Annotated in this window: 18 protein-coding genes and 1 pseudogene; 8 read left to right on the top strand and 11 right to left on the bottom strand. The window is 45.1% G+C overall.

Going from position 1 to position 18,686, the window contains the following annotated elements; genetic code table 11:
• The first annotated feature begins 1 nt into the window (after position 1).
• The 3 genes from frdC (at position 2) to VTH8203_RS05535 (ending at position 1,609) form a co-directional block, all read left to right on the top strand.
• The gene (gene frdC / locus VTH8203_RS05545) at positions 2-385 is read left to right on the top strand and encodes a fumarate reductase subunit FrdC (RefSeq protein WP_096992769.1); all 384 of its coding nucleotides are present in this window, start codon (positions 2-4) and stop codon (positions 383-385) included.
• A gap of 10 nt (positions 386-395) precedes the next feature.
• On the top strand, positions 396-758 hold the full coding sequence (gene frdD, locus VTH8203_RS05540; protein ID WP_096992768.1) for a fumarate reductase subunit FrdD: 363 nt from the start codon (positions 396-398) through the stop codon (positions 756-758).
• Between the two features lie 155 nt (positions 759-913).
• The gene (locus VTH8203_RS05535; RefSeq protein WP_096992767.1) at positions 914-1,609 is read left to right on the top strand and encodes a VV20781 family protein; all 696 of its coding nucleotides are present in this window, start codon (positions 914-916) and stop codon (positions 1,607-1,609) included.
• Between the two features lie 61 nt (positions 1,610-1,670).
• On the opposite strand, the gene efp is transcribed toward VTH8203_RS05535, so the two are convergent.
• Positions 1,671-2,237: an elongation factor P gene (efp, locus tag VTH8203_RS05530; RefSeq protein WP_096992766.1), complete on the bottom strand. Its 567-nt coding sequence runs from the start codon at positions 2,235-2,237 to the stop codon at positions 1,671-1,673.
• A 34-nt stretch (positions 2,238-2,271) separates the two neighbouring features.
• Here efp and epmB point away from each other — a divergent pair, with 34 nt between their 5' ends.
• Together epmB and VTH8203_RS05520 are read left to right on the top strand one after the other, a co-directional pair.
• A complete protein-coding gene (gene epmB, locus VTH8203_RS05525; protein ID WP_096992765.1) occupies positions 2,272-3,294 on the top strand; it encodes an EF-P beta-lysylation protein EpmB in 1,023 nt (340 codons plus the stop codon).
• A 152-nt stretch (positions 3,295-3,446) separates the two neighbouring features.
• Positions 3,447-3,869, top strand: a complete 423-nt coding sequence (locus VTH8203_RS05520; RefSeq protein WP_244181150.1) for an MgtC/SapB family protein — start codon at positions 3,447-3,449, stop codon at positions 3,867-3,869.
• Between the two features lie 44 nt (positions 3,870-3,913).
• Here VTH8203_RS05520 and VTH8203_RS05515 read toward each other — a convergent pair whose 3' ends face one another.
• The 4 genes and pseudogenes from VTH8203_RS05515 to VTH8203_RS05500 form a co-directional block, all read right to left on the bottom strand.
• Positions 3,914-4,477, bottom strand: a complete 564-nt coding sequence (locus VTH8203_RS05515) for a VC2662 family protein (RefSeq protein ID WP_096992764.1) — start codon at positions 4,475-4,477, stop codon at positions 3,914-3,916.
• 327 nt (positions 4,478-4,804) lie between these two features.
• A pseudogene (locus tag VTH8203_RS05510) lies at positions 4,805-5,917 on the bottom strand (reverse transcriptase domain-containing protein); the annotation flags it as partial.
• 926 nt (positions 5,918-6,843) lie between these two features.
• The gene (gene groL, locus VTH8203_RS05505; RefSeq protein ID WP_096992763.1) at positions 6,844-8,481 is read right to left on the bottom strand and encodes a chaperonin GroEL; all 1,638 of its coding nucleotides are present in this window, start codon (positions 8,479-8,481) and stop codon (positions 6,844-6,846) included.
• 68 nt (positions 8,482-8,549) lie between these two features.
• The gene (locus VTH8203_RS05500; RefSeq protein ID WP_031493033.1) at positions 8,550-8,840 is read right to left on the bottom strand and encodes a co-chaperone GroES; all 291 of its coding nucleotides are present in this window, start codon (positions 8,838-8,840) and stop codon (positions 8,550-8,552) included.
• Positions 8,841-9,072: 232 nt separating this feature from the next.
• Between VTH8203_RS05500 and VTH8203_RS05495 the strand changes: the two genes are divergently transcribed.
• Positions 9,073-10,416: an MATE family efflux transporter gene (locus tag VTH8203_RS05495; RefSeq protein WP_096992762.1), complete on the top strand. Its 1,344-nt coding sequence runs from the start codon at positions 9,073-9,075 to the stop codon at positions 10,414-10,416.
• A gap of 57 nt (positions 10,417-10,473) precedes the next feature.
• On the opposite strand, the gene cysE is transcribed toward VTH8203_RS05495, so the two are convergent.
• From cysE to VTH8203_RS05475, 4 genes are all read right to left on the bottom strand, one after another.
• A complete protein-coding gene (cysE, locus tag VTH8203_RS05490; RefSeq protein ID WP_096992761.1) occupies positions 10,474-11,295 on the bottom strand; it encodes a serine O-acetyltransferase in 822 nt (273 codons plus the stop codon).
• A 39-nt stretch (positions 11,296-11,334) separates the two neighbouring features.
• Positions 11,335-12,357, bottom strand: coding sequence for an NAD(P)H-dependent glycerol-3-phosphate dehydrogenase (gene gpsA, locus VTH8203_RS05485; RefSeq protein ID WP_096992760.1), 1,023 nt, complete (start codon positions 12,355-12,357; stop codon positions 11,335-11,337).
• Positions 12,358-12,509: 152 nt separating this feature from the next.
• Positions 12,510-12,977: a protein-export chaperone SecB gene (gene secB / locus VTH8203_RS05480; protein WP_096992759.1), complete on the bottom strand. Its 468-nt coding sequence runs from the start codon at positions 12,975-12,977 to the stop codon at positions 12,510-12,512.
• Positions 12,978-13,136: 159 nt separating this feature from the next.
• Entirely contained in the window at positions 13,137-13,571 is a 435-nt protein-coding gene (locus VTH8203_RS05475) for a rhodanese-like domain-containing protein (protein WP_096992758.1), read from the bottom strand.
• 396 nt (positions 13,572-13,967) lie between these two features.
• On the opposite strand from VTH8203_RS05475, the gene gpmM reads away from it, so the two are divergent.
• Positions 13,968-15,500 carry a 2,3-bisphosphoglycerate-independent phosphoglycerate mutase gene (gene gpmM / locus VTH8203_RS05470; protein ID WP_096992757.1) on the top strand — a complete coding sequence of 511 codons (1,533 nt, stop codon included), beginning with the start codon at positions 13,968-13,970 and terminating at the stop codon, positions 15,498-15,500.
• Positions 15,501-15,656: 156 nt separating this feature from the next.
• Positions 15,657-16,787 carry a murein hydrolase activator EnvC family protein gene (locus VTH8203_RS05465; RefSeq protein WP_096992756.1) on the top strand — a complete coding sequence of 377 codons (1,131 nt, stop codon included), beginning with the start codon at positions 15,657-15,659 and terminating at the stop codon, positions 16,785-16,787.
• A gap of 21 nt (positions 16,788-16,808) precedes the next feature.
• On the opposite strand, the gene VTH8203_RS05460 is transcribed toward VTH8203_RS05465, so the two are convergent.
• Positions 16,809-17,804, bottom strand: a complete 996-nt coding sequence (locus VTH8203_RS05460; protein WP_096992755.1) for an acetyltransferase — start codon at positions 17,802-17,804, stop codon at positions 16,809-16,811.
• A gap of 97 nt (positions 17,805-17,901) precedes the next feature.
• Complete coding sequence (locus VTH8203_RS05455; protein ID WP_096992754.1) at positions 17,902-18,555, bottom strand: TetR/AcrR family transcriptional regulator; 654 nt, start codon at positions 18,553-18,555, stop codon at positions 17,902-17,904.
• Between the last annotated feature and the right edge of the window lie 131 nt (positions 18,556-18,686).

Below are 18,686 nucleotides of genomic sequence, written 5' to 3'. Positions count from 1 at the left end.
AATGAGTAACAGAAAACCTTATGTTCGTGAAATCAAACGCACGTGGTGGAAAAACCATCCATTCTATCGCTTCTACATGTTGCGTGAAGCGACGGTACTGCCTCTTATTCTATTCACGATCTTCCTGACTTTTGGTTTGGGTGCATTAGTGAAAGGCCCTGAAGCGTGGCAAGGTTGGCTGGAGTTTATGGCCAACCCTATCGTCATCGCGATTAATATCGTGGCCCTAGCAGGCAGTCTATTCCACGCTCAAACTTTCTTTAGCATGATGCCGCAAGTTATGCCAATCAAGCTGAAAGGAAAGGTCGTTGAAAAGAAAACCATCGTTCTTGCTCAGTGGGCTGCGGTTGCCGCTATCTCGCTAGTTGTTCTCATCATTGTATAAGGAGTGAATCGTGATTAATCAAAACCCAAAACGCTCTGACGAACCAGTATGGTGGGGACTATTTGGTGCGGGTGGTACCTGGTTTGCCATGATTACACCAGTAACGGTACTTGTGCTTGGTATTCTAGTGCCAATGGGCATTATTAGCCCAGAAGCAATGAGTTATGAACGTGTCGCAGATTTTGCTACAAGCATCATTGGCGCACTATTCATCATAGCGACATTAGCACTTCCGATGTGGCATGCAATGCATCGCCTACATCACGGTATGCACGATCTGAAAATCCATGCGGGTGTGGCAGGAAAAATTGCTTGCTACTTCTTTGCTGGTTTAATCAGCGCCTTATCTGTTATATTCATCTTTATGCTCTAAGCAACAGACACAAACCTCAAAGGCAGCGATATCGCTGCCTTTTTTTATTGCCAGTATTTTTGTGACTCAGCATTTAAGAAGACAAATGCTTACACGCAGAACCCAACTCTCTCTATATAATCCGCGCCGCTTGATAATAAAAAAGAGATGTAACAATGAAGAAGTCTATTTGCGCACTGCTTATTTCTAGTGCACTTTTTGGGTGTGGTTCTACGGTTAATATGACCACATCAGATGCCGTGGCAGCTCAACCAAAACTGATGCTTAAAACGGATGGTACATTTTGGGGCTTTGGTCCTGAGGGCAGTTTTGATCTTGCCGGATTGTATCAAGGTAAATACTCGCGCAGTGCTTCCACTAGCTCTTGGTTCAATACTATTAATACCAAAGAAGGAGAGATGGTTGCAGAGGTGACCCGCAAGGACAACGGTAAAACTTGGACGCTCGTTTGTAGTGGTGGCGGTACCAGTGTGGATCTTGGCAGCTTCTCGTTCGGTGGTAACGGTCCCTATGTTTGTGAGATCAGCGAAAATGGTAAGTCGGTTGGTGAGTATCAAATGGCCAGAAAGTCGGAAGCTATTAGTTTGTCGACAGCTAAAAAAGAAACTGGCTTCATTCGCTTAGACAGTACCCATTTTAACGTGGAATCCATCCACGATGGTGAAGGGTTGATGATGAGTGTCGATAACCCACTTGGTTATAGTTTTAGCCGTGGTAGTGTCGAGGTCGCCGCAGCACAAATCAACGGTGCTATTACCTTACAAACCTTAGCCAATCTGCCTAAAGCAGAAATGGACACCTTAGCACTTGGCACTGTAGCTAGTGCTTTAAGCTGGCGACCACAAGAGTAATACCTCTTCCATTAAAAAAGGTCGCCTAAGCGACCTTTTCTTCATACAGCAAAGAGTAAGCTTACTTAACGCGGCCTACGTACTCACCTGTACGAGTATCAACTTTAATCACTTCACCGATTTGGATGAATAGCGGTACACGTACAACAGCACCTGTTGTTAGTGTTGCTGGCTTACCACCAGTACCCTGCGTATCACCTTTTAGACCTGGATCGGTTTCAGTTACTTCTAACTCAACAAAGTTAGGCGGAGTCACGGTAATTGGGTTACCATTCCACAGAGTAATCATACAAGTGTTGTTTTCTACTAACCATTTCGCGTTTTCGCCAACAGCTTTAACTTCAGCAGCGATTTGTTCGAATGTTTCGCTGTTCATAAAGTGGTAGAATTCACCATCTGTGTATAGGTAATCTAGATCGATGTCCATCACGTCAGCAACTTCAACAGTTTCACCAGACTTGAAGGTTTTCTCTAGAACTTTACCAGACAGTAGCTTACGAATTTTTACGCGGTTGAATGCCTGACCTTTACCTGGCTTCACGTATTCGTTTTCTAGAATTACGCAAGGCTCGTTATCCAGCATTAATTTAAGGCCGCCTTTAAATTCATTCGTGCTAACAGTAGCCATTGTATCCTCTTAGTGTTCTTCGAGTTAAAATTTAATGTCGCCTATCATAACCCGAAATCTTGTTTCTGTTGAGCAAAACTGGCTCAAACAGCTATCGAATGCGATCTCAGACCCTTATGAACTGCTGAAGCAGCTAGAAATTGATGCGACTCCGTGGGAAAAAGGTTTAACCGCTCGACGCCTTTTCCCAATGCGTGTTCCACAAAGCTTTGTCGATCGTATGGAAAAAGGCAACCCACACGATCCTCTCTTAAGACAAGTTTTACCGTTAAGCCAAGAGTTTGAAGTCCACGCTGGGTACTCAGAAGATCCCTTAGAAGAACAGGACGCAGCTGTACCTGGGTTACTGCACAAATATCACAATCGCGCACTGCTGATTGTTAAGGGTGGCTGCGCGGTGAATTGTCGCTACTGCTTTCGTCGCCATTTCCCCTACGAAGATAACAAAGGCGGTAAAGCTAACTGGCAAGTCGCACTCGACTATATTGCGGCTCATCCAGAGATCGACGAGATCATTTTGTCAGGCGGCGATCCACTGATGGCCAAAGATTCTGAGTTAGCATGGCTTGTTCAAAAAGCAGAATCTATTCATCATTTAAAAACACTTCGCATTCACTCCAGATTACCTGTGGTGATCCCAAAACGCATTACAGAAGAGTTATGTCAGCTTCTCAAACAGACTCGACTAAATACCATTTTGGTAACGCATATCAACCACGCTAATGAAGTGAATTCTGAATTCTCTGCCTCAATGGCACGTATTAAGGACACAGGCACAACATTGTTGAACCAAGGAGTGCTGCTAAAAGGTGTCAATGATTCTGTTGATGCTCAGTTTGAGCTCAGTCATGCGCTGTTTTCTGCGGGCATATTGCCTTATTACCTTCACGTGTTGGATAAGGTTCAAGGTGCAGCACACTTCTTTATTAGCGATGACGAAGCCAAAGCCATCATTCAAGGACTGATTAAACAAGTATCTGGGTATTTAGTCCCTAAACTGACGCGAGAAGAAGGCGGTAGAGCCAGCAAAACACCATTGGATTTGCATCTCGAGTAAGCTTTTTCGTCTCGACAAAATATTTTTGTTCGCTCAGGCGCTATAATCGTCAGATACTGCGCTTTTTAGGAGGTAATGTGGAACTGACACAGTTATTCAATTCGCAACTGCTCGATCTAGGACCGTTTTCATGGTCTGCACTTGGCGCCTGTATGCTCAATGGGGCGTTAGTCGGTCTGGAGCGTCAAACACGCGGAAAACCCGTTGGCATTCGTACTGCGATCTTGATTGTTTCAGGCACTTATCTCTTTATGTCCATGGCGGTTTCATTATCTCCTAACACCCTCGATCAAGCTCGGGTTCTGGGACAGATCATTACTGGCGTTGGCTTTTTAGGGGCGGGGGTAATGATGGCTCAAGACGGGAAAATTCATGGCGTAACCTCAGCAGCCGTTATCTGGGTTTTGGCAGGGCTAGGAATGATGATTGGACTCGGTCACCAAAAAGAATCGATCATTCTAACTGTTTTGGCATTAACGGTCCTATTGGGCGTAGATAAGATTGAAAGCAGCTTTAAAAGCTTACGCCGTGGCGTTCATCAAACCATGCAGAATCGCCATCGAATGAGAAAATAAAAAAGCCCTGATTAGGCAGGGCTTTTTTGACGAATCAATTCAAATTACTTCGCGAAGTTGATGATTGGGAAGCACTTGAAGAAACCGTTATCTGCACAGTTGATCAGACCAATCTGAACACCGTCGATAGTGTTGGTTTTGTTGAAGAAACCAAACTGGAAGTTAGACTTGTTTGAGAAGCTAGCAAGACCGATGTCAGCCATTGTATAGCCTTCAGAGTAGTTCACTGCACTCCAGTTCAGACCTTTCACGTCGTTAGTTACGTTAACCGCACCAAGGTTAACACCCGTTGTTGAACCTGTATTCCAGTTGAAGATACCTAAAGAAGCACCTTTCATCTCTTGAGTGACTTTAGACGCACCGAAGAATAGACCGAAGTTCACACCTGTTGTACGTTGAGTTTCAGACATACCTAGAACAGAGAAGTCGACACCTTTTACTTCATTCACTTGACCATGAAGCACTGCTAAACGAACACCACCAACTGCATTTGCATCAGGTGCGTTAAAGCCGTTTAGTGATGAGAACATAACTGGCGTGCTGTCTGCTAACGCCATTGGTGAAGTTACCGCTGCTGCCACTGCTAGGGCTGAAATGACTTTTTTCATTATCTTGTCTCCATTGACATTTTCTTGTTGTCGAACGATAAGTTTAAACGATGCTAAAAAGGACAACCATACAATTTGTCAGTGAAATGTCATATTCAGCAACATTCTCACAAATTACTTGGTTATTATTGAACCAGATACAAAAAAGCCGAAGGTTTCCCTTCGGCTTGTCAGAACATTCTGATGCGAATGGCGGGTAGCAGCAGTACATTACTGTACCACCGCCCCCTAAGAACCGTACGTGCGAGTTTCCCCGCATACGGCTCAAGCCTTTATAAGCTCGTAATCAATACAAGCCAGCTACTAATCACAAATTAAGTGTTTTGGCTACGCTACACTATGGATTTGCCTATGACAATTAACATGCAACATCATCAGATTTGAGCTATTGTCATTGCCACCATCGACTCGTCGAATGATATGGTGAACATCCCATTCATCCTCAGAGCCAAACTGCTGATGGCATACCGCACACTTGAAGTCCTGCCTTTCAGCAATTCTCCAGAGCCTCAAGTTACCTCCTAAAGATTTCTTCAGTCTTCTAGTCGTTAGACTTTCAAAGTACTGTTCATCCTCTGGTAAGTAACAGTTGGCTGTAGCGATAATTTTCACATGCCTTTCGATTTTTACTTGCGTTGCGTAAGTCAAACGATAGTAACCATCTTCGCCTTTCGGTCTTGGTGCGCTGAATACCCAACTCCTTCCTCCCACTGTTCTAAAGTATTTATCTTTAACCCAGCGTTTACGTCGGTTCTTGTGTATTCTTCGACACCAACGCCAAAGCATTTTCCAGATACGGAAATCTACATACTTGAATGCCTCACTTGCACAGACCCATCGGTGGTAATTGCACCATCCTCGGATCATCGGATTCAGCTTGGCAATAATTGCACTCGCTGGAGCCGTTTTGTGGCTGTTGAGATAGTCTCGTATGTTGCTCAAGAATGTTTTAACGTTTTTCTTCGACGGTTTAACTAAGAGCTTGCCGTCATACTTACGTACATTCTGACCTAAAAAGTCGAACCCCTTTTCAATGTGAGTAATGAGTGTCTTCTCTTTCGATAGAGACTGTCCTCGCTCCGCCATGAAGGCTTCAACGAGAGGGAGAACTTCATCCTCTAATAACTCTTTCGAGATGCCAGTGATTACAAAGTCATCCGCATAACGCACATAGTTGACCTTAGTTTTGTAACTGGCTTTGGTGTTCTTCTTCCCAAAGTGGGATTCAAGTACCGCTTCCAGTCCATCTAATGCCATGTTCGCAAGTACAGGAGATATTATTCCTCCTTGTGGTGTACCTGCTTCCGTAGGATTCCAACTCCCAGATTCCATGAATCCAGCTTTAAGCCACTTCTTGAGAATCACGTTATCCATAGGAATATTGGCGATTAACCAGTCGTGACTTATGAAATCAAAACACCCTTTAATATCTCCCTCTATACAGTCAAGCATTCGCTTTTTCCATCGTTCCCATACCCACTTACCCAACAGCTTCCCTTGCGGGTCACCTGCCACTAGGGCGGATAATTGGGCTTACCAAGTTCCTGTGTTTGTACAGATAGTTACTTAGGTTCTGTCTATCCAACGGTGGCACAACAGTAGCGTATTCCCAGATGTAAAAGGAATAACCTGTCCACATACCTTTTGGTCAGAGCGTCATGCAGAAGCCAACCTGAGTTGTTTTCTGCAAGCAATGACGTTTCGCTCATTCCGGCTCACGTTGTTTATCAACAGTTCACATCCGTTAACCTTATAACCAAGCCTAGCCTCTCAATCGGTTGTCATTACCGATATCTGCCCTATTCGCTCACACGAATAACGCACCTCGAAAGGGAGTACATTGTCAGGAAGCTTCGCACCAGTTCGTTACCAAACTCGCACTATCCCTAGGCTACAACTTGCTACAAAATTGGTCTTATCGACTCAAATTGATATTGAGCGTAAGACAATACAAAACACAGACTTCAGTCACATTGACCGTTGAAGCGCATCTTCTCGTTGCTTAGATAGGATTACTCCCACTAGGTTAAGAAGCCAAGTGCTTTAGTTAATATTGAGGCACACTTAAACAAGTGTGTGGACTCAAAGACTTATCTCCTTTACTAGCGGTCTCCCGCTGATTACGAACACCTCAATTAGTTTGAGTAACCCGTAATACTGGTAAATAGGAGGCAGCAATACACTGCCTCAAATCTTATTCATCCTAAGATTGCCGTTTCCAGCGAAAGGTTGAGTGTCGAGGAGCTCTAGGCAGAGTGCTATCAATTACATCCTCGGGGTAGATAGCTAGGGCGGTTATATCCATCGATATTTCCGCCCACCTTAGCATATTATGCTAAGGAACGGTCAGTGCGACGCTTGTCGCACTACATCATACCAGGCATGCCACCCATACCGCCCATATCAGGCATTGCTGGTGCATCTTTCTGAGGAATATCTGTTACCATTGCTTCCGTTGTGATCATTAGACCAGCAACAGACGCAGCAAACTGAAGTGCAGAACGCGTTACTTTTGTTGGGTCTAGAATACCCATATCAATCATATCGCCATATTCACCCGTTGCAGCATTGTAACCGTAGCTACCTTCACCCGCTTTCACGTTGTTTGCTACTACAGACTCTTCATCACCTGCGTTCGCTGTGATTTGACGAATTGGTGCTTCCATTGCGCGAAGTGCAACGCGGATACCCACTGTTTGCTCTTCGTTGTCACCTTCAAGACCAGCAACTTTAGATGCAGCACGGATAAGTGCAACACCACCACCAGCCACTACGCCTTCTTCAACAGCAGCGCGAGTAGCGTGAAGTGCGTCTTCAACTCGGTCTTTCTTCTCTTTCATTTCAACTTCAGTTGCAGCACCAACTTTGATAACAGCTACACCACCAGCAAGTTTAGCGACACGCTCTTGAAGTTTCTCTTTATCGTAGTCAGACGTTGCTTCTTCGATCTGTTGACGAATTTGTGCAACACGACCTTGAATCATCGCTTCTTCACCCGCACCATCGATGATGGTTGAGTTTTCTTTAGTGATGGTTACACGCTTAGCTTGACCTAGATCTTCTAGCGTCACTTTCTCAAGGTCTAGACCGATTTCTTCAGAAATTACTGTACCGCCAGTTAGGATAGCGATGTCTTGAAGCATAGACTTACGACGATCACCGAAACCAGGTGCTTTAACCGCAGCTACTTTTACGATACCGCGCATGTTGTTCACAACAAGCGTTGCTAGCGCTTCGCCTTCTACGTCTTCTGCAATGATAAGCAGTGGACGAGATGCTTTAGCTACTGCTTCAAGAGTTGGTAGAAGCTCACGGATGTTCGAAACTTTCTTATCGATAAGAAGAATGAACGGGCTCTCTAGATCAACGCTACCAGCTTCTTGGTTGTTGATGAAGTAAGGAGATAGGTAACCACGATCGAATTGCATACCTTCTACTACGTCTAACTCGTCTTGTAGAGCCTGACCTTCTTCAACCGTAATAACGCCATCACGACCTACTTTTTCCATTGCTTCAGCAATGATGTTACCAACGGTAGAGTCCGAGTTTGCAGAGATAGTACCAACCTGAGCGATTGCTTTAGTGTCTTTACATTCTACAGAAAGCGCTTTTAGCTCCTCAACCGCAGCCACAACAGCTTTGTCGATACCACGCTTAAGATCCATTGGGTTCATGCCAGCAGCCACTGCCTTTAGACCCTCAGAAATGATCGCTTGAGCCAGTACCGTTGCCGTCGTCGTTCCGTCACCAGCTGCATCGTTGGCTTGAGAAGCAACTTCTTTAACCATTTGTGCGCCCATGTTCTGGAACTTGTCTTCCAGCTCAATTTCACGCGCTACAGATACACCATCTTTAGTGATAGTCGGTGCACCAAAAGATTTGTCTAATACTACGTTACGACCTTTAGGGCCCAGTGTTACTTTTACCGCGTTAGCTAGAACGTTTACACCCTCTAGCATTTTGATTCGTGCGTCGTTGCCAAACTTAACGTCTTTAGCAGCCATTGTTATTTCCTTATCTAAATTCAGTGGATAGCTTGTTTAGAGTAAAAAATTACTCAACGTCTACTTAATTATTCAACGATAGCCATGATGTCATTTTCAGACATGATCAGAACTTCTTTACCGTCGATCTTTTCTGTTTTCGTGCCGTAGCCTTCAGCAAAGATAACCGTATCACCTACTTTCACGTCCAATGGCTGAACAGTACCATTTTCTAGGATGCGGCCTTTGCCCACAGCCAAAACAGTACCACGTGTCGATTTTTCTGCAGCAGAACCAGTTAGAACGATGCCGCCAGCAGATTTAGATTCAACTTCTTGGCGCTCAACGATAACTCGGTCGTGTAGAGGACGGATATTCATCGGTCGATTCTCCTGATTATTTTCCATTTAGCTTATTAGATTGCCTTCAAGGCCTTGTGTTGAATATGTTGGGGGCATTTTCTTCAATACCAAGGGCAGAATGCCAAAAAAGTGTGACAAAAATAACGAAAATGAGCTTTGAGCAGTGAATGACCTTCATCACCAAACCCTTTGTCGCGCCAAGGCATCAATTGCTGTATTCTAGGCGCCTGTCTCATCAGCACAGAATGCCATGCAAGATAAACACGGTCTACTTTCTGATCCCATCTCCACCGTCCTTAGAAACATGACAGTTCCTATGGTATTTGGCATGGTTGCTATCTTGGCATTCAACCTCGTTGATACCTTCTTTATTTCTCTGCTTGGTACACACGCTCTCGCCGCGATCAGCTTTACGTTCCCCGTTACCTTTGGGGTCAATTGCATCACTATGGGTATTGGTATGGGTCTCTCAACCAATATTGGCCGTCAACTTGGACAAGGCAATACTCAAAATGCCGCTCGGTTTGCTACCCATGGGTTACTTCTCGCGGTCGTTTTAGTCACCATAGCTTCAGCCTTTGGGCTTCTGACTATTGAGCCGCTATTTAGACTGCTTGGGGCAAGTGAAGAGATCATTCCACTGATTCACGAATATATGGTGATTTGGTATTTGACGGTGCCTTTGCTCGTTATACCAATGGCAGGCAATAGCGCAATTCGCGCCACTGGAGACACCAAGACACCCGCTAAGATCATGATGTTATCTGGTTTCATCAATGGGGTGCTCGACCCACTGTTAATCTTTGGTATCGGGCCTTTCCCTGAGTTAGGTATTCAAGGCGCAGCCATTGCGAGTGGCATCGCGTGGCTTGGAGCCCTATGTGGCTCATTGTTCGTCCTCATCAAACGGGAAAAACTACTCGGCAAATTCGAGCCAACCAAAATCTGGCAAGATTGGGTCGCTATCTTGCATATTGGCACGCCTTCAGGACTGTCGACCGCCATGTCTCCTATTTCAGGTGCGATTCTGATGAAGATGTTGTCATCCCATGGCACCGCAGCCGTTGCTGCTTATGGTGCAGCTCAACGTGTAGAGTCGATACTTATTTTGGTCTTGATTTCGTTAAGCTCTGCTCTAACGCCATTTATGTCGCAAAACTTTGGTGCGAAACAACCCGCTCGTAGCTTCGCAGGTCTATTTTTAAGCATGCGATTCTCTATTGTTTTCCAGCTCCTTATATTCGCCATGATGGTTCCACTGAGCATTCCTCTCTCGGCGCTGTTTTCCCAAGAGCAAGCGGTGCGAGATATTCTGTGGCATTACTTACTCGTTGTGCCATTCAGCTATGGATTCCAAGGTATCATCATGATGCTGGGCAGTGGTATGAACGCTTTACATGAACCGAATAAAGCTTTTATGTGGAGTGCGATGAGACTGTTTGTTTTCACCCTCCCTGCTGCCGCTTTAGGAAGTCACTATTATGGCGTAGAGGGCATGTTTATTGGCGTGGCTATAGGTAATGTACTAGGTGGCGTTCTCGCATACTTCTACGCGTTAAAAGTTCGAAAGCAGCATCTTTCCGCTGTCAGATAAAACAAAGCCAAGGCACATGACCTTGGCTTCTCTATTACCATCGTTGTCGGTAACGAACTAGATCCCATCACCACCCATAAAGGTTTGCGATTTACCGTTAAATTGTTGATCCATGTCCAATGATGGCTTATCGGTTTTCGGTTTACCGACAATCTTAGCGGGCACCCCTGCCACCGTGGTGTGTGGCGGCACAGGCTGAAGCACGACAGAGCAAGAGCCAATTTTGGCTCCCTTACCGACTTCAATGTTACCCAAGATCTTCGCTCCAGCTCCAATCATTACGCCTTCACGGATCTTTGGATGTCGATCACCACAGTCTTTACCAGTACCGCCTAGTGTGACGTTCTGCAAGATAGAAACATCATTTTCAACGACAGCCGTTTCACCAATAACAATGCCGGTGGCGTGGTCAAGCATGATACCTTTACCAATGCGAGCCGCCGGATGAATATCCACCTGACACGCTACGGAAATTTGGTTCTGCAAATAGGTAGCAAGAGCCATACGTCCTTGTTTCCAAAGCCAGTTGGCGACACGATAACCCTGGAGCGCATGGTAGCCTTTAAGATAAAGTAGCGGCATTGAGTACATGGCAACCGCTGGATCTCGGTTCACTGTGGCACAAATGTCACAAGCGGCTGCATCGGTAATCGATGGATCAGCATTAAATGCTTGTTCAACCACTTCACGTACTGCCATTGCTGGCATCGACGCGGTCTTCAGCTTATTGGCCAAAATGTAGCTTAATGCTGCACCAAAGCTTTCGTGGTTGATGATGGTGGCATGATAAAAACTCGCAAGCATCGGCTCTTGCTCTGCTTGTTCGCGCGCTTCTGTTACAATGCACTCCCAGACATTCTTCTTTTCACAGTGTTTCATTTCTTGTCCTACGACTGGTATTCAATCACCAACAGAGCGTTATTGTTGCTCCGCTTTTTTATCCCTAGCAAGCAAATCTTGCGCTGCAAGTCTTGCGTCTTTACCTTGATACAGTACTTGATAGATTTGGTCAACAATTGGCATTTCCACACCCATACGCTGAGAGAGTAACCACACCTCTTTGGTATTGCGATAGCCTTCAACGACCTGACCAATCTCTGTCTGTGCGGTGTCGACATCTTTGCCCTGACCAAGCGCCAAACCAAAACGGCGGTTACGTGATTGGTTGTCAGTACATGTCAGTACAAGATCACCAAGGCCAGCCATGCCCATAAAGGTATCCGGTTTGGCACCCAATGCTGAACCTAGACGAGTCATTTCCGCTAACCCACGGGTAATCAGCGCAGTACGTGCGTTAGCACCAAAACCGATACCATCTGACATCCCTGCACCAATCGCAATCACGTTTTTCACTGCGCCACCGAGCTGCATCCCCGTAAAGTCATCGTTGGCGTAGACACGAAATGTTTTGCTGCAATGAATTTTTTCTTGAAGATCAGCGACAAACTCAGCATTAGGTGAGGCAACAGCAATGGCTGTTGGTAGTCCTGCGGCTAACTCTTTGGCAAACGTAGGACCAGACAGCACCGCAAGGGGATATTTATCACCAATGATGTCATGGGCTACATCTTTCAAAAGTCGACCCGTTTCTGGTTCTAAGCCCTTAGTTGCCCAACAAATGCGGCTATCGTGACGAAGATGAGGTTTGATACTGTTAAGTACGATACCAAAGACATGACTTGGTACAACAACCAAGAGATCACGACTGGCTTGAACCGCTTTGTGCAAATCAGACTCTACAATCAAGGTTTCTGGAAATTCGAGCCCAGGCAAAAACTCATGATTGGCCCTGTCCGCTTCAAGCTTAGCCATGTGCTCAGGTTCGTGTCCCCAAATCACCACGTTTGCCCCATTACGAGCAAGAGAGATCGCTAACGAGGTCCCATAAGAACCCGCACCGATAACGGTCATTGCGATTTCTTTTCCATATGCGTTATTCATAACACCACCAAATTTTCGTTATGGCTCAATGTAGTTAGTCTACTCCGTACGGAGCAAATAAAAAATGCACATCGCGACGCGCTGTGCATTTTTATTAGCTAAGTCTATTCACTTTGCTCATTCATGCAGAATTGAGATTCTGCGAAAAAGGCTTAAGCTTCCGCTTTACCTTCTTGTTGAGCTTGCTGTTGTAGGTAGTTCATGAACAGAGCATCAAAGTTAACTGGTGCTAGGTTCAATTGAGGGAACGTACCTTTCATCGTTAGGCTCGAAATCGTTTCGCGAGCATAAGGGAACAGAATATTCGGGCAGAATGCGCCTAGACAGTGTGCAAGTTGACCTGGTTCCATTTGCTCAGCAGTAAAGATACCACCTTGTTGAACTTCACATAGGAAAGCGGTTTCTTCTGCGTTTTTCACAGTCACAGTCAAGCGAAGAACCACTTCATAGATACCTTGGCCTAATTCACGGCTTTGAGTGTCAAGGTCTAGCTTAACATCTGGATTCCAATCTTTCTGGAACATATCTGGTGAGTTTGGTGCTTCAAAAGATACGTCTTTTAGAAAGATGCGTTGGATTGCGAAGTTTTGTTGTGCTTCTTGTGGAGCTGCTTCAGCCATGATGATTTTCCTTAAATACGTCTAAAATTGTCAAAAACGTTTATGAGTTGTCTTGCAGACTATCCGAGCCAATGTTCTATGACTAGGCGAGCCGTTAATTCCGTGGCATTTATCACATCCCTTAGTCATAACTGCCGCGAAATTACTCAAATTTCTCGATTACTTTTTGCCTTTGATCAGTGGCAGGCTCGCTTCGCTCCATGCCGTCAGACCATTTTTCAGCAAGAAAACTTTCTCAAACCCTGCTTTTGCCAGCAGGTTTGCGCTCTCTTGCGCAGTTTGTCCAGTTTTGCATACAACAATGATTGGGTCTGATTTATGGTTTTCAAGGCTTGGGATTGAACCTGACTTAATTTCCGACGGTTGGACGTTAACGGCGTCAGTAATATGACCGCGTTTAAAGTCGTCTTTTGAACGAATATCAACCACTAAACCATTCTCACGATTCATCATATGAGTCACTTGCGCAGCCGATACTTCTTTATATGCAGCGTTTGCTGATTTGAAGATGTTGGCAATCAGAGCGACGAATAGTGCAACCCACACTAGTGCCATGATCATGTTTTGTTGGAAAAATTCTAAATATTCTTGCATAGCTTGCGCTCTTAATAGTTGAACATTAAATCAGTCGAGGAGTATAGCGGCTTAGTCGTGCTGTGGCGAGAGGGGAAAATGTTTCGAACAAAGAATTGAGATCCCTCTCCTCAACCCGAATGTCTTCACTATTGCAAAGATAGAGAAAACCGATTAGCCAAACCGACCAATACAGGCGTATTAATAGAAACAAAGGCGAGGAATCATCCTAAAATAGCGTCTATGATTACCTCACACGGGAAACGATTCGTGTTTTCAACTGTCCAAAACTGAAAACAAGCAACGGCAATCACAAACATTATTTGATCTGCCACTACAGTTTTGGTTAAAAAGTGTAGTAAAATTACGCTAATTTGTTTTCTGTAAAGTTACTATCGATTTGACGAGGTTATAACTATGTCAGCTAAGAAGCCAATGGCTCTAGTGATTCTTGACGGTTGGGGTTACCGTGAAGACAACGCAAGCAACGCAATCAATAACGCAAAAACTCCAGTAATGGACGGCTTGTGGGCAAACAATCCACGTACACTAATTTCGGCTTCTGGCATGGACGTAGGTCTACCGGATGGTCAAATGGGTAACTCAGAAGTGGGTCACACTAATATTGGTGCTGGTCGCGTGGTATACCAAGATCTTACTCGCATCACAAAATCTATCGCTGACGGTGAGTTCGGTCAGAATGAAATTCTTGTCGCTGCAATGGATAAAGCTATCGCTGCAGGTAAAGCGGTTCACCTTATGGGTCTGATGTCTCCAGGTGGTGTTCACTCTCACGAAGATCACATCTACGCGGCAGTGAAAATGGCGGCAGAACGTGGCGCAGAAAAAATCTACCTACACTGCTTCTTAGACGGTCGTGATACACCACCACGTAGTGCAGAAGGTTCACTACAACGCTTTGACGCTCTATTTACAGAGCTAGGCAAAGGTCGTGTAGCATCTCTTGTTGGTCGTTACTACGCAATGGATCGTGATAACAACTGGGATCGCGTAGAAAAAGCCTACGACCTACTGACTCTAGCACAAGGTGCGTACACATTTGACTCTGCAGTTGCAGGTCTTGAAGCGGCCTACTCTCGTGATGAAAACGACGAATTCGTTGCGCCCACAGAAATTCGCTCTGAAGGTCAAGAATCGGCAGCTATCGTTGATGGCGATGCAGTGATCTTTATGAACTACCGTGCTGACCGTGCTCGTGAAATTACTCGTGCGTTTGTACCATCGTTTGAAGGTTTTGAGCGAAAAGCGTTCCCAGCGGTTGATTTCGTTATGTTGACTCAATACGCAGCGGACATTCCTCTACTTTGTGCATTCCCACCAGCATCATTAGAGAATACTTATGGTGAGTGGTTATCGAAAGCAGGTAAAACTCAGCTACGTATCTCTGAAACTGAGAAATACGCTCACGTAACGTTCTTCTTCAACGGTGGTGTTGAAACTGAATTTGATGGTGAAGAGCGCCAACTTGTTGCTTCTCCAAAAGTAGCAACTTATGACCTTCAACCAGAGATGAGCTCTGAAGAGCTGACTGAAAAAATGGTTGCGGCTATCAAGTCAGGCAAATATGACACTATCATCTGTAACTATCCAAACGCCGATATGGTTGGCCATACAGGTGTATACGAAGCCGCTGAGCAAGCGATTGAAGCTTTAGATACAAGCGTAGGTAAAGTAGTAGAAGCCATTAACGAAGTCGGTGGTCAAATGCTGATCACTGCAGATCATGGTAATGCAGAAATGATGGTAGACCCTGAGACTGGTGGTATCCACACCGCTCACACTAACCTACCAGTACCACTGATTTATGTTGGTGATAAAGCGGTTGAGTTTAAAGAAGGCGGTAAACTGTCTGATCTAGCTCCAACGATGCTTTCTATGTCTGGCATGGAAATTCCAGCGGAAATGTCTGGCGACGTTTTGGTTAAATAACCGACCTCGTAAAGTAATGACATTTACTTGATAAAACGCCGGTGCATACGCATCGGCGTTTTTGTATGCTTGCACCTGTGACACTAAGTGTGGATATAATGGTGCTTACGCATATGGGCACGAACAAACTTGGTCGGTATTTTTAACGGAAGTAGAATGAAACCCAATAACAAATCGCCTTTCATCCCCGCTATATCGGCACTGGTTCTTAGCATCTGGCTTATTACATATCCGACACTCTCTTCAGCGAGTCAAAGTGAGCTTAGCGGTGTAAAAAGTGAAATTACGCGCCAACAAAAAGAGCTTTCTGCCCAGCAAAAAGAGCTGGATAAACTGCAAAAATCCTTGCGCCAACAAGAAGTCGGAATCTCTAATATCGAAAAAGAGATCAAGGCGACCACAGCACAACTTACACAAGCGAATCGCAATCTAGACAGTTTTCATCAACAAGTTGAAGCGCTGACCGAACAAAAGAAACAACAACAGAAAATTCTCGCCGAATTAGTACAAACCTATTACGTCACTAAGCAGAACAACTCTGCAACGAATGTCTTTAGCTCTGTTCCAGATGAAGACCGCATTAGCCAGTACTATCAATATCTTGCTAAAGCGCGTGCCGAAACGTTAGAGAAGTTGGCGCAAACTGAGCTTGAGCTAGCGGAAAGCGAACGTGCACTTGAGCTAGAACGAAATCAAATCGCTCAATTACTGGAGCAACAAAAAGAGAAACGCAATTCACTGGCGAAAAATCAAGCTAGCCGCAAAAGTACCGTTTCGAAAATTAGGAAAAGTATTTCTAGTGATAAAACATACTTGGCAGAGCTGCAACGCAATGAGACACGCCTGAAGGCGGAAATCGCTAAAGCCGCCAAGCGAAATCAAGTCCCTATGGATGGCTTAGCTCGACAAAAAGGGCAACTGCCGTGGCCGGTAAAAGGAAAGACCTTACACAGCTTTGGTACTAAACAAACCGGCCAGGTCAATTGGAAAGGTATGGTCATTCAAGCCAAATATGGTGAGGCAATTAAGTCTGTCTATTCCGGTACGGTGGTTTTTGCAGACTATTTACGCGGTTATGGACTGGTTGTGCTGCTAGACCATGGTAAGGGCGACATGACTCTCTATGGCTATAACCAAACACTCTTGAAAAAAGAGGGCGATAAAGTATCGGCTGGTGAAACCATTGCTCTTGCTGGAGATACTGGCGGTCAGTCAACGTCATCTTTGTATTTCGAGATCCGCCGCAATAGTAAAGTTCAAAACCCAAAGAGTTGGTTAAAGCGGTAACCGCAAGCCAAGCCTGAACCTTTAGCAATAACGTGATTGAGCAACGTGAATCAGTTGCTCGATTTCATGCTCTGGCAGCGCATTAATCCCCCCAGCCGCTTCTCGTCCACCGCCAGTGGCAAACTGACTACAAACCTCGGCAGCGCCTCGCTTATTGTTTAGCGGGGCTCTGACAGAAACGGTATAACTCACACCTTTGCTTGAATCACGTCTTGGCACCAGAGAGATATGCGCTTGTTCAGGAGACTCATTCGCTAAGCGATTAATCCAAGTCCCCGACATTCGTCTTGCCGCTGACGTCGCTGGCAGCTTTATCACTCTTAGTGCATCAGATTCAAAAATAGTTTCCGCCGCGCCTAATGCCATTTCGTCACTATCAAACGCTGCCTTAAGTGTGTAATACGGTGAAGCCGCATCTTGCTGGCACTCAAAAGGATCAGGGTAGGCCAATAACCTTTGGAACAAGATTACTGGATCGAAGTGAAGGTCATCCAAGGTTTCCCCATAGCCGTTATAATTCACCAAGATTCCTAGCTGTTTGAGAAAATGTCGCTGCTGCTGAGTCAGTTTCAGCGTATCCGCTAATCGCTCGGCACTAGCCAGCATATTATCGCCGTAAGCAGCAGCAATCGCCCAAGTCCGGAATTGTCCCTGCAGCAGATTATCCACTATTAATGCGGTGCATATGTTGGCATCAAGGTCGATATGCGCTTCAAAACTCTCATGTTGGGGAATCACTGAGGCTTTGTGGTGATCGATGTAAGTAATAGCAACATCATGTTCCAAAAGCTCAGCTAGTGCGGCCTGATTTTTATCCATTGAAATATCGAGTACGGTCACCGATCTCGCCTGTTCAACAGGAACCCGCTGTAATAAAGCAATATCTCGCTTAATACCTGATATCAATCGTGTTTCTTTAGGATGAGCCAGTCGTAATTGCAGTAAAGACAGGATGCCATCCGCATCGCCATTAAACACGTCATAGTGCGCTTTCATGCTGGTTTCTTTGTTGACCATGACATTACCATCCTAGCGTTCTCTTTGCTTCTAAAACAACAAACCCTACTAAGGATGTAGGGTTTGTTGCAAGATGAATTGACTATATATCATACCATTAGAACGAACGACTCTCTGCTGTCCCCATCATTTTTACTCCATCTTCCAAAAGCGATAGCTGTTCGCGACCTTTTGCCGTCGAGAGTGGCTTCACGACATTAATCATATGAAGCATGCCTTGCTGAATCACCTCTTCGGTGATTTTGGTTTTTGGAGACATCGCAGATTGGTAGCTAAGCCAACCCACTGCCATCATATGCAATGTGGTCACTAATGACTTGAGTTCTTTCTCATTAATAGCGAGTAAGTCAAGCTCGACGAATGCCCTTAGAATGTTCACCAAGTTACCTTGGAGTCGCTCTTGCACCTCAATATACTCATCATGCAATTTAGGGTCACGCTGAAGTATCTCTGGTAAGTTAGCGTAGAAGAAACGGTATTTCCACATCAGGTTAAAGATAGAATCAAGGTAGTGTTTTAAGAGTGCCAAACTTTCTTGCTGACCTTGGATCGGCGTAAAACGCTCGATGAGTTCTTGCGAATACAAAGCAAAGATCTCTCTGACGATTTCTTGCTTGTTGCGAAAGTGGTAATAGAGGTTTCCTGGGCTAATCTCGATATGAGCCGCAATATGGTTGGTCGTCACGTTGCGCTCGCCATCTAAATTAAATAAGTCGAGGGCGGCATACACTATTTTGTCACGTGTTTTCATTCTAACTTTTCCTTTCCCTAGTTGGGGTTAGTATACGTGCTCAAGTTGTGTACGAAAAGTCAAGAGACGGTGAGTTACACTGGTTAGACCAAATGATATAAAAAAAGCACTCAAATGAGTGCTTTTCGAAT

The organism is Vibrio thalassae, assembly GCF_900089835.1.
Taxonomy (GTDB): Bacteria; Pseudomonadota; Gammaproteobacteria; order Enterobacterales; family Vibrionaceae; genus Vibrio; species Vibrio thalassae.
Note: the sequence above shows the minus strand (reverse complement) of the source record. Positions and strands in the feature narration are given on the sequence as shown.

What these genes read in the sequence shown, in the direction of transcription:
- secB (WP_096992759.1), bottom strand. Translation starts at nt 12,977, where the DNA reads ATGGCTGAAGCAGCTCCACAAGAAGCACAACAAAACTTCGCAATCCAA.
- VTH8203_RS05500 (WP_031493033.1), bottom strand. Translation starts at nt 8,840, where the DNA reads ATGAATATCCGTCCTCTACACGACCGAGTTATCGTTGAGCGCCAAGAA.
- VTH8203_RS05515 (WP_096992764.1), bottom strand. Translation starts at nt 4,477, where the DNA reads ATGAAAAAAGTCATTTCAGCCCTAGCAGTGGCAGCAGCGGTAACTTCA.
- epmB (WP_096992765.1), top strand. Translation starts at nt 2,272, where the DNA reads ATGTCGCCTATCATAACCCGAAATCTTGTTTCTGTTGAGCAAAACTGG.
- VTH8203_RS05460 (WP_096992755.1), bottom strand. Translation starts at nt 17,804, where the DNA reads ATGGTCAACAAAGAAACCAGCATGAAAGCGCACTATGACGTGTTTAAT.
- frdC (WP_096992769.1), top strand. Translation starts at nt 2, where the DNA reads ATGAGTAACAGAAAACCTTATGTTCGTGAAATCAAACGCACGTGGTGG.
- gpsA (WP_096992760.1), bottom strand. Translation starts at nt 12,357, where the DNA reads ATGAATAACGCATATGGAAAAGAAATCGCAATGACCGTTATCGGTGCG.
- VTH8203_RS05495 (WP_096992762.1), top strand. Translation starts at nt 9,073, where the DNA reads ATGCAAGATAAACACGGTCTACTTTCTGATCCCATCTCCACCGTCCTT.
- groL (WP_096992763.1), bottom strand. Translation starts at nt 8,481, where the DNA reads ATGGCTGCTAAAGACGTTAAGTTTGGCAACGACGCACGAATCAAAATG.
- VTH8203_RS05455 (WP_096992754.1), bottom strand. Translation starts at nt 18,555, where the DNA reads ATGAAAACACGTGACAAAATAGTGTATGCCGCCCTCGACTTATTTAAT.
- gpmM (WP_096992757.1), top strand. Translation starts at nt 13,968, where the DNA reads ATGTCAGCTAAGAAGCCAATGGCTCTAGTGATTCTTGACGGTTGGGGT.
- VTH8203_RS05465 (WP_096992756.1), top strand. Translation starts at nt 15,657, where the DNA reads ATGAAACCCAATAACAAATCGCCTTTCATCCCCGCTATATCGGCACTG.
- VTH8203_RS05475 (WP_096992758.1), bottom strand. Translation starts at nt 13,571, where the DNA reads ATGCAAGAATATTTAGAATTTTTCCAACAAAACATGATCATGGCACTA.
- cysE (WP_096992761.1), bottom strand. Translation starts at nt 11,295, where the DNA reads ATGAAACACTGTGAAAAGAAGAATGTCTGGGAGTGCATTGTAACAGAA.
- VTH8203_RS05535 (WP_096992767.1), top strand. Translation starts at nt 914, where the DNA reads ATGAAGAAGTCTATTTGCGCACTGCTTATTTCTAGTGCACTTTTTGGG.
- efp (WP_096992766.1), bottom strand. Translation starts at nt 2,237, where the DNA reads ATGGCTACTGTTAGCACGAATGAATTTAAAGGCGGCCTTAAATTAATG.
- VTH8203_RS05520 (WP_244181150.1), top strand. Translation starts at nt 3,447, where the DNA reads ATGCTCAATGGGGCGTTAGTCGGTCTGGAGCGTCAAACACGCGGAAAA.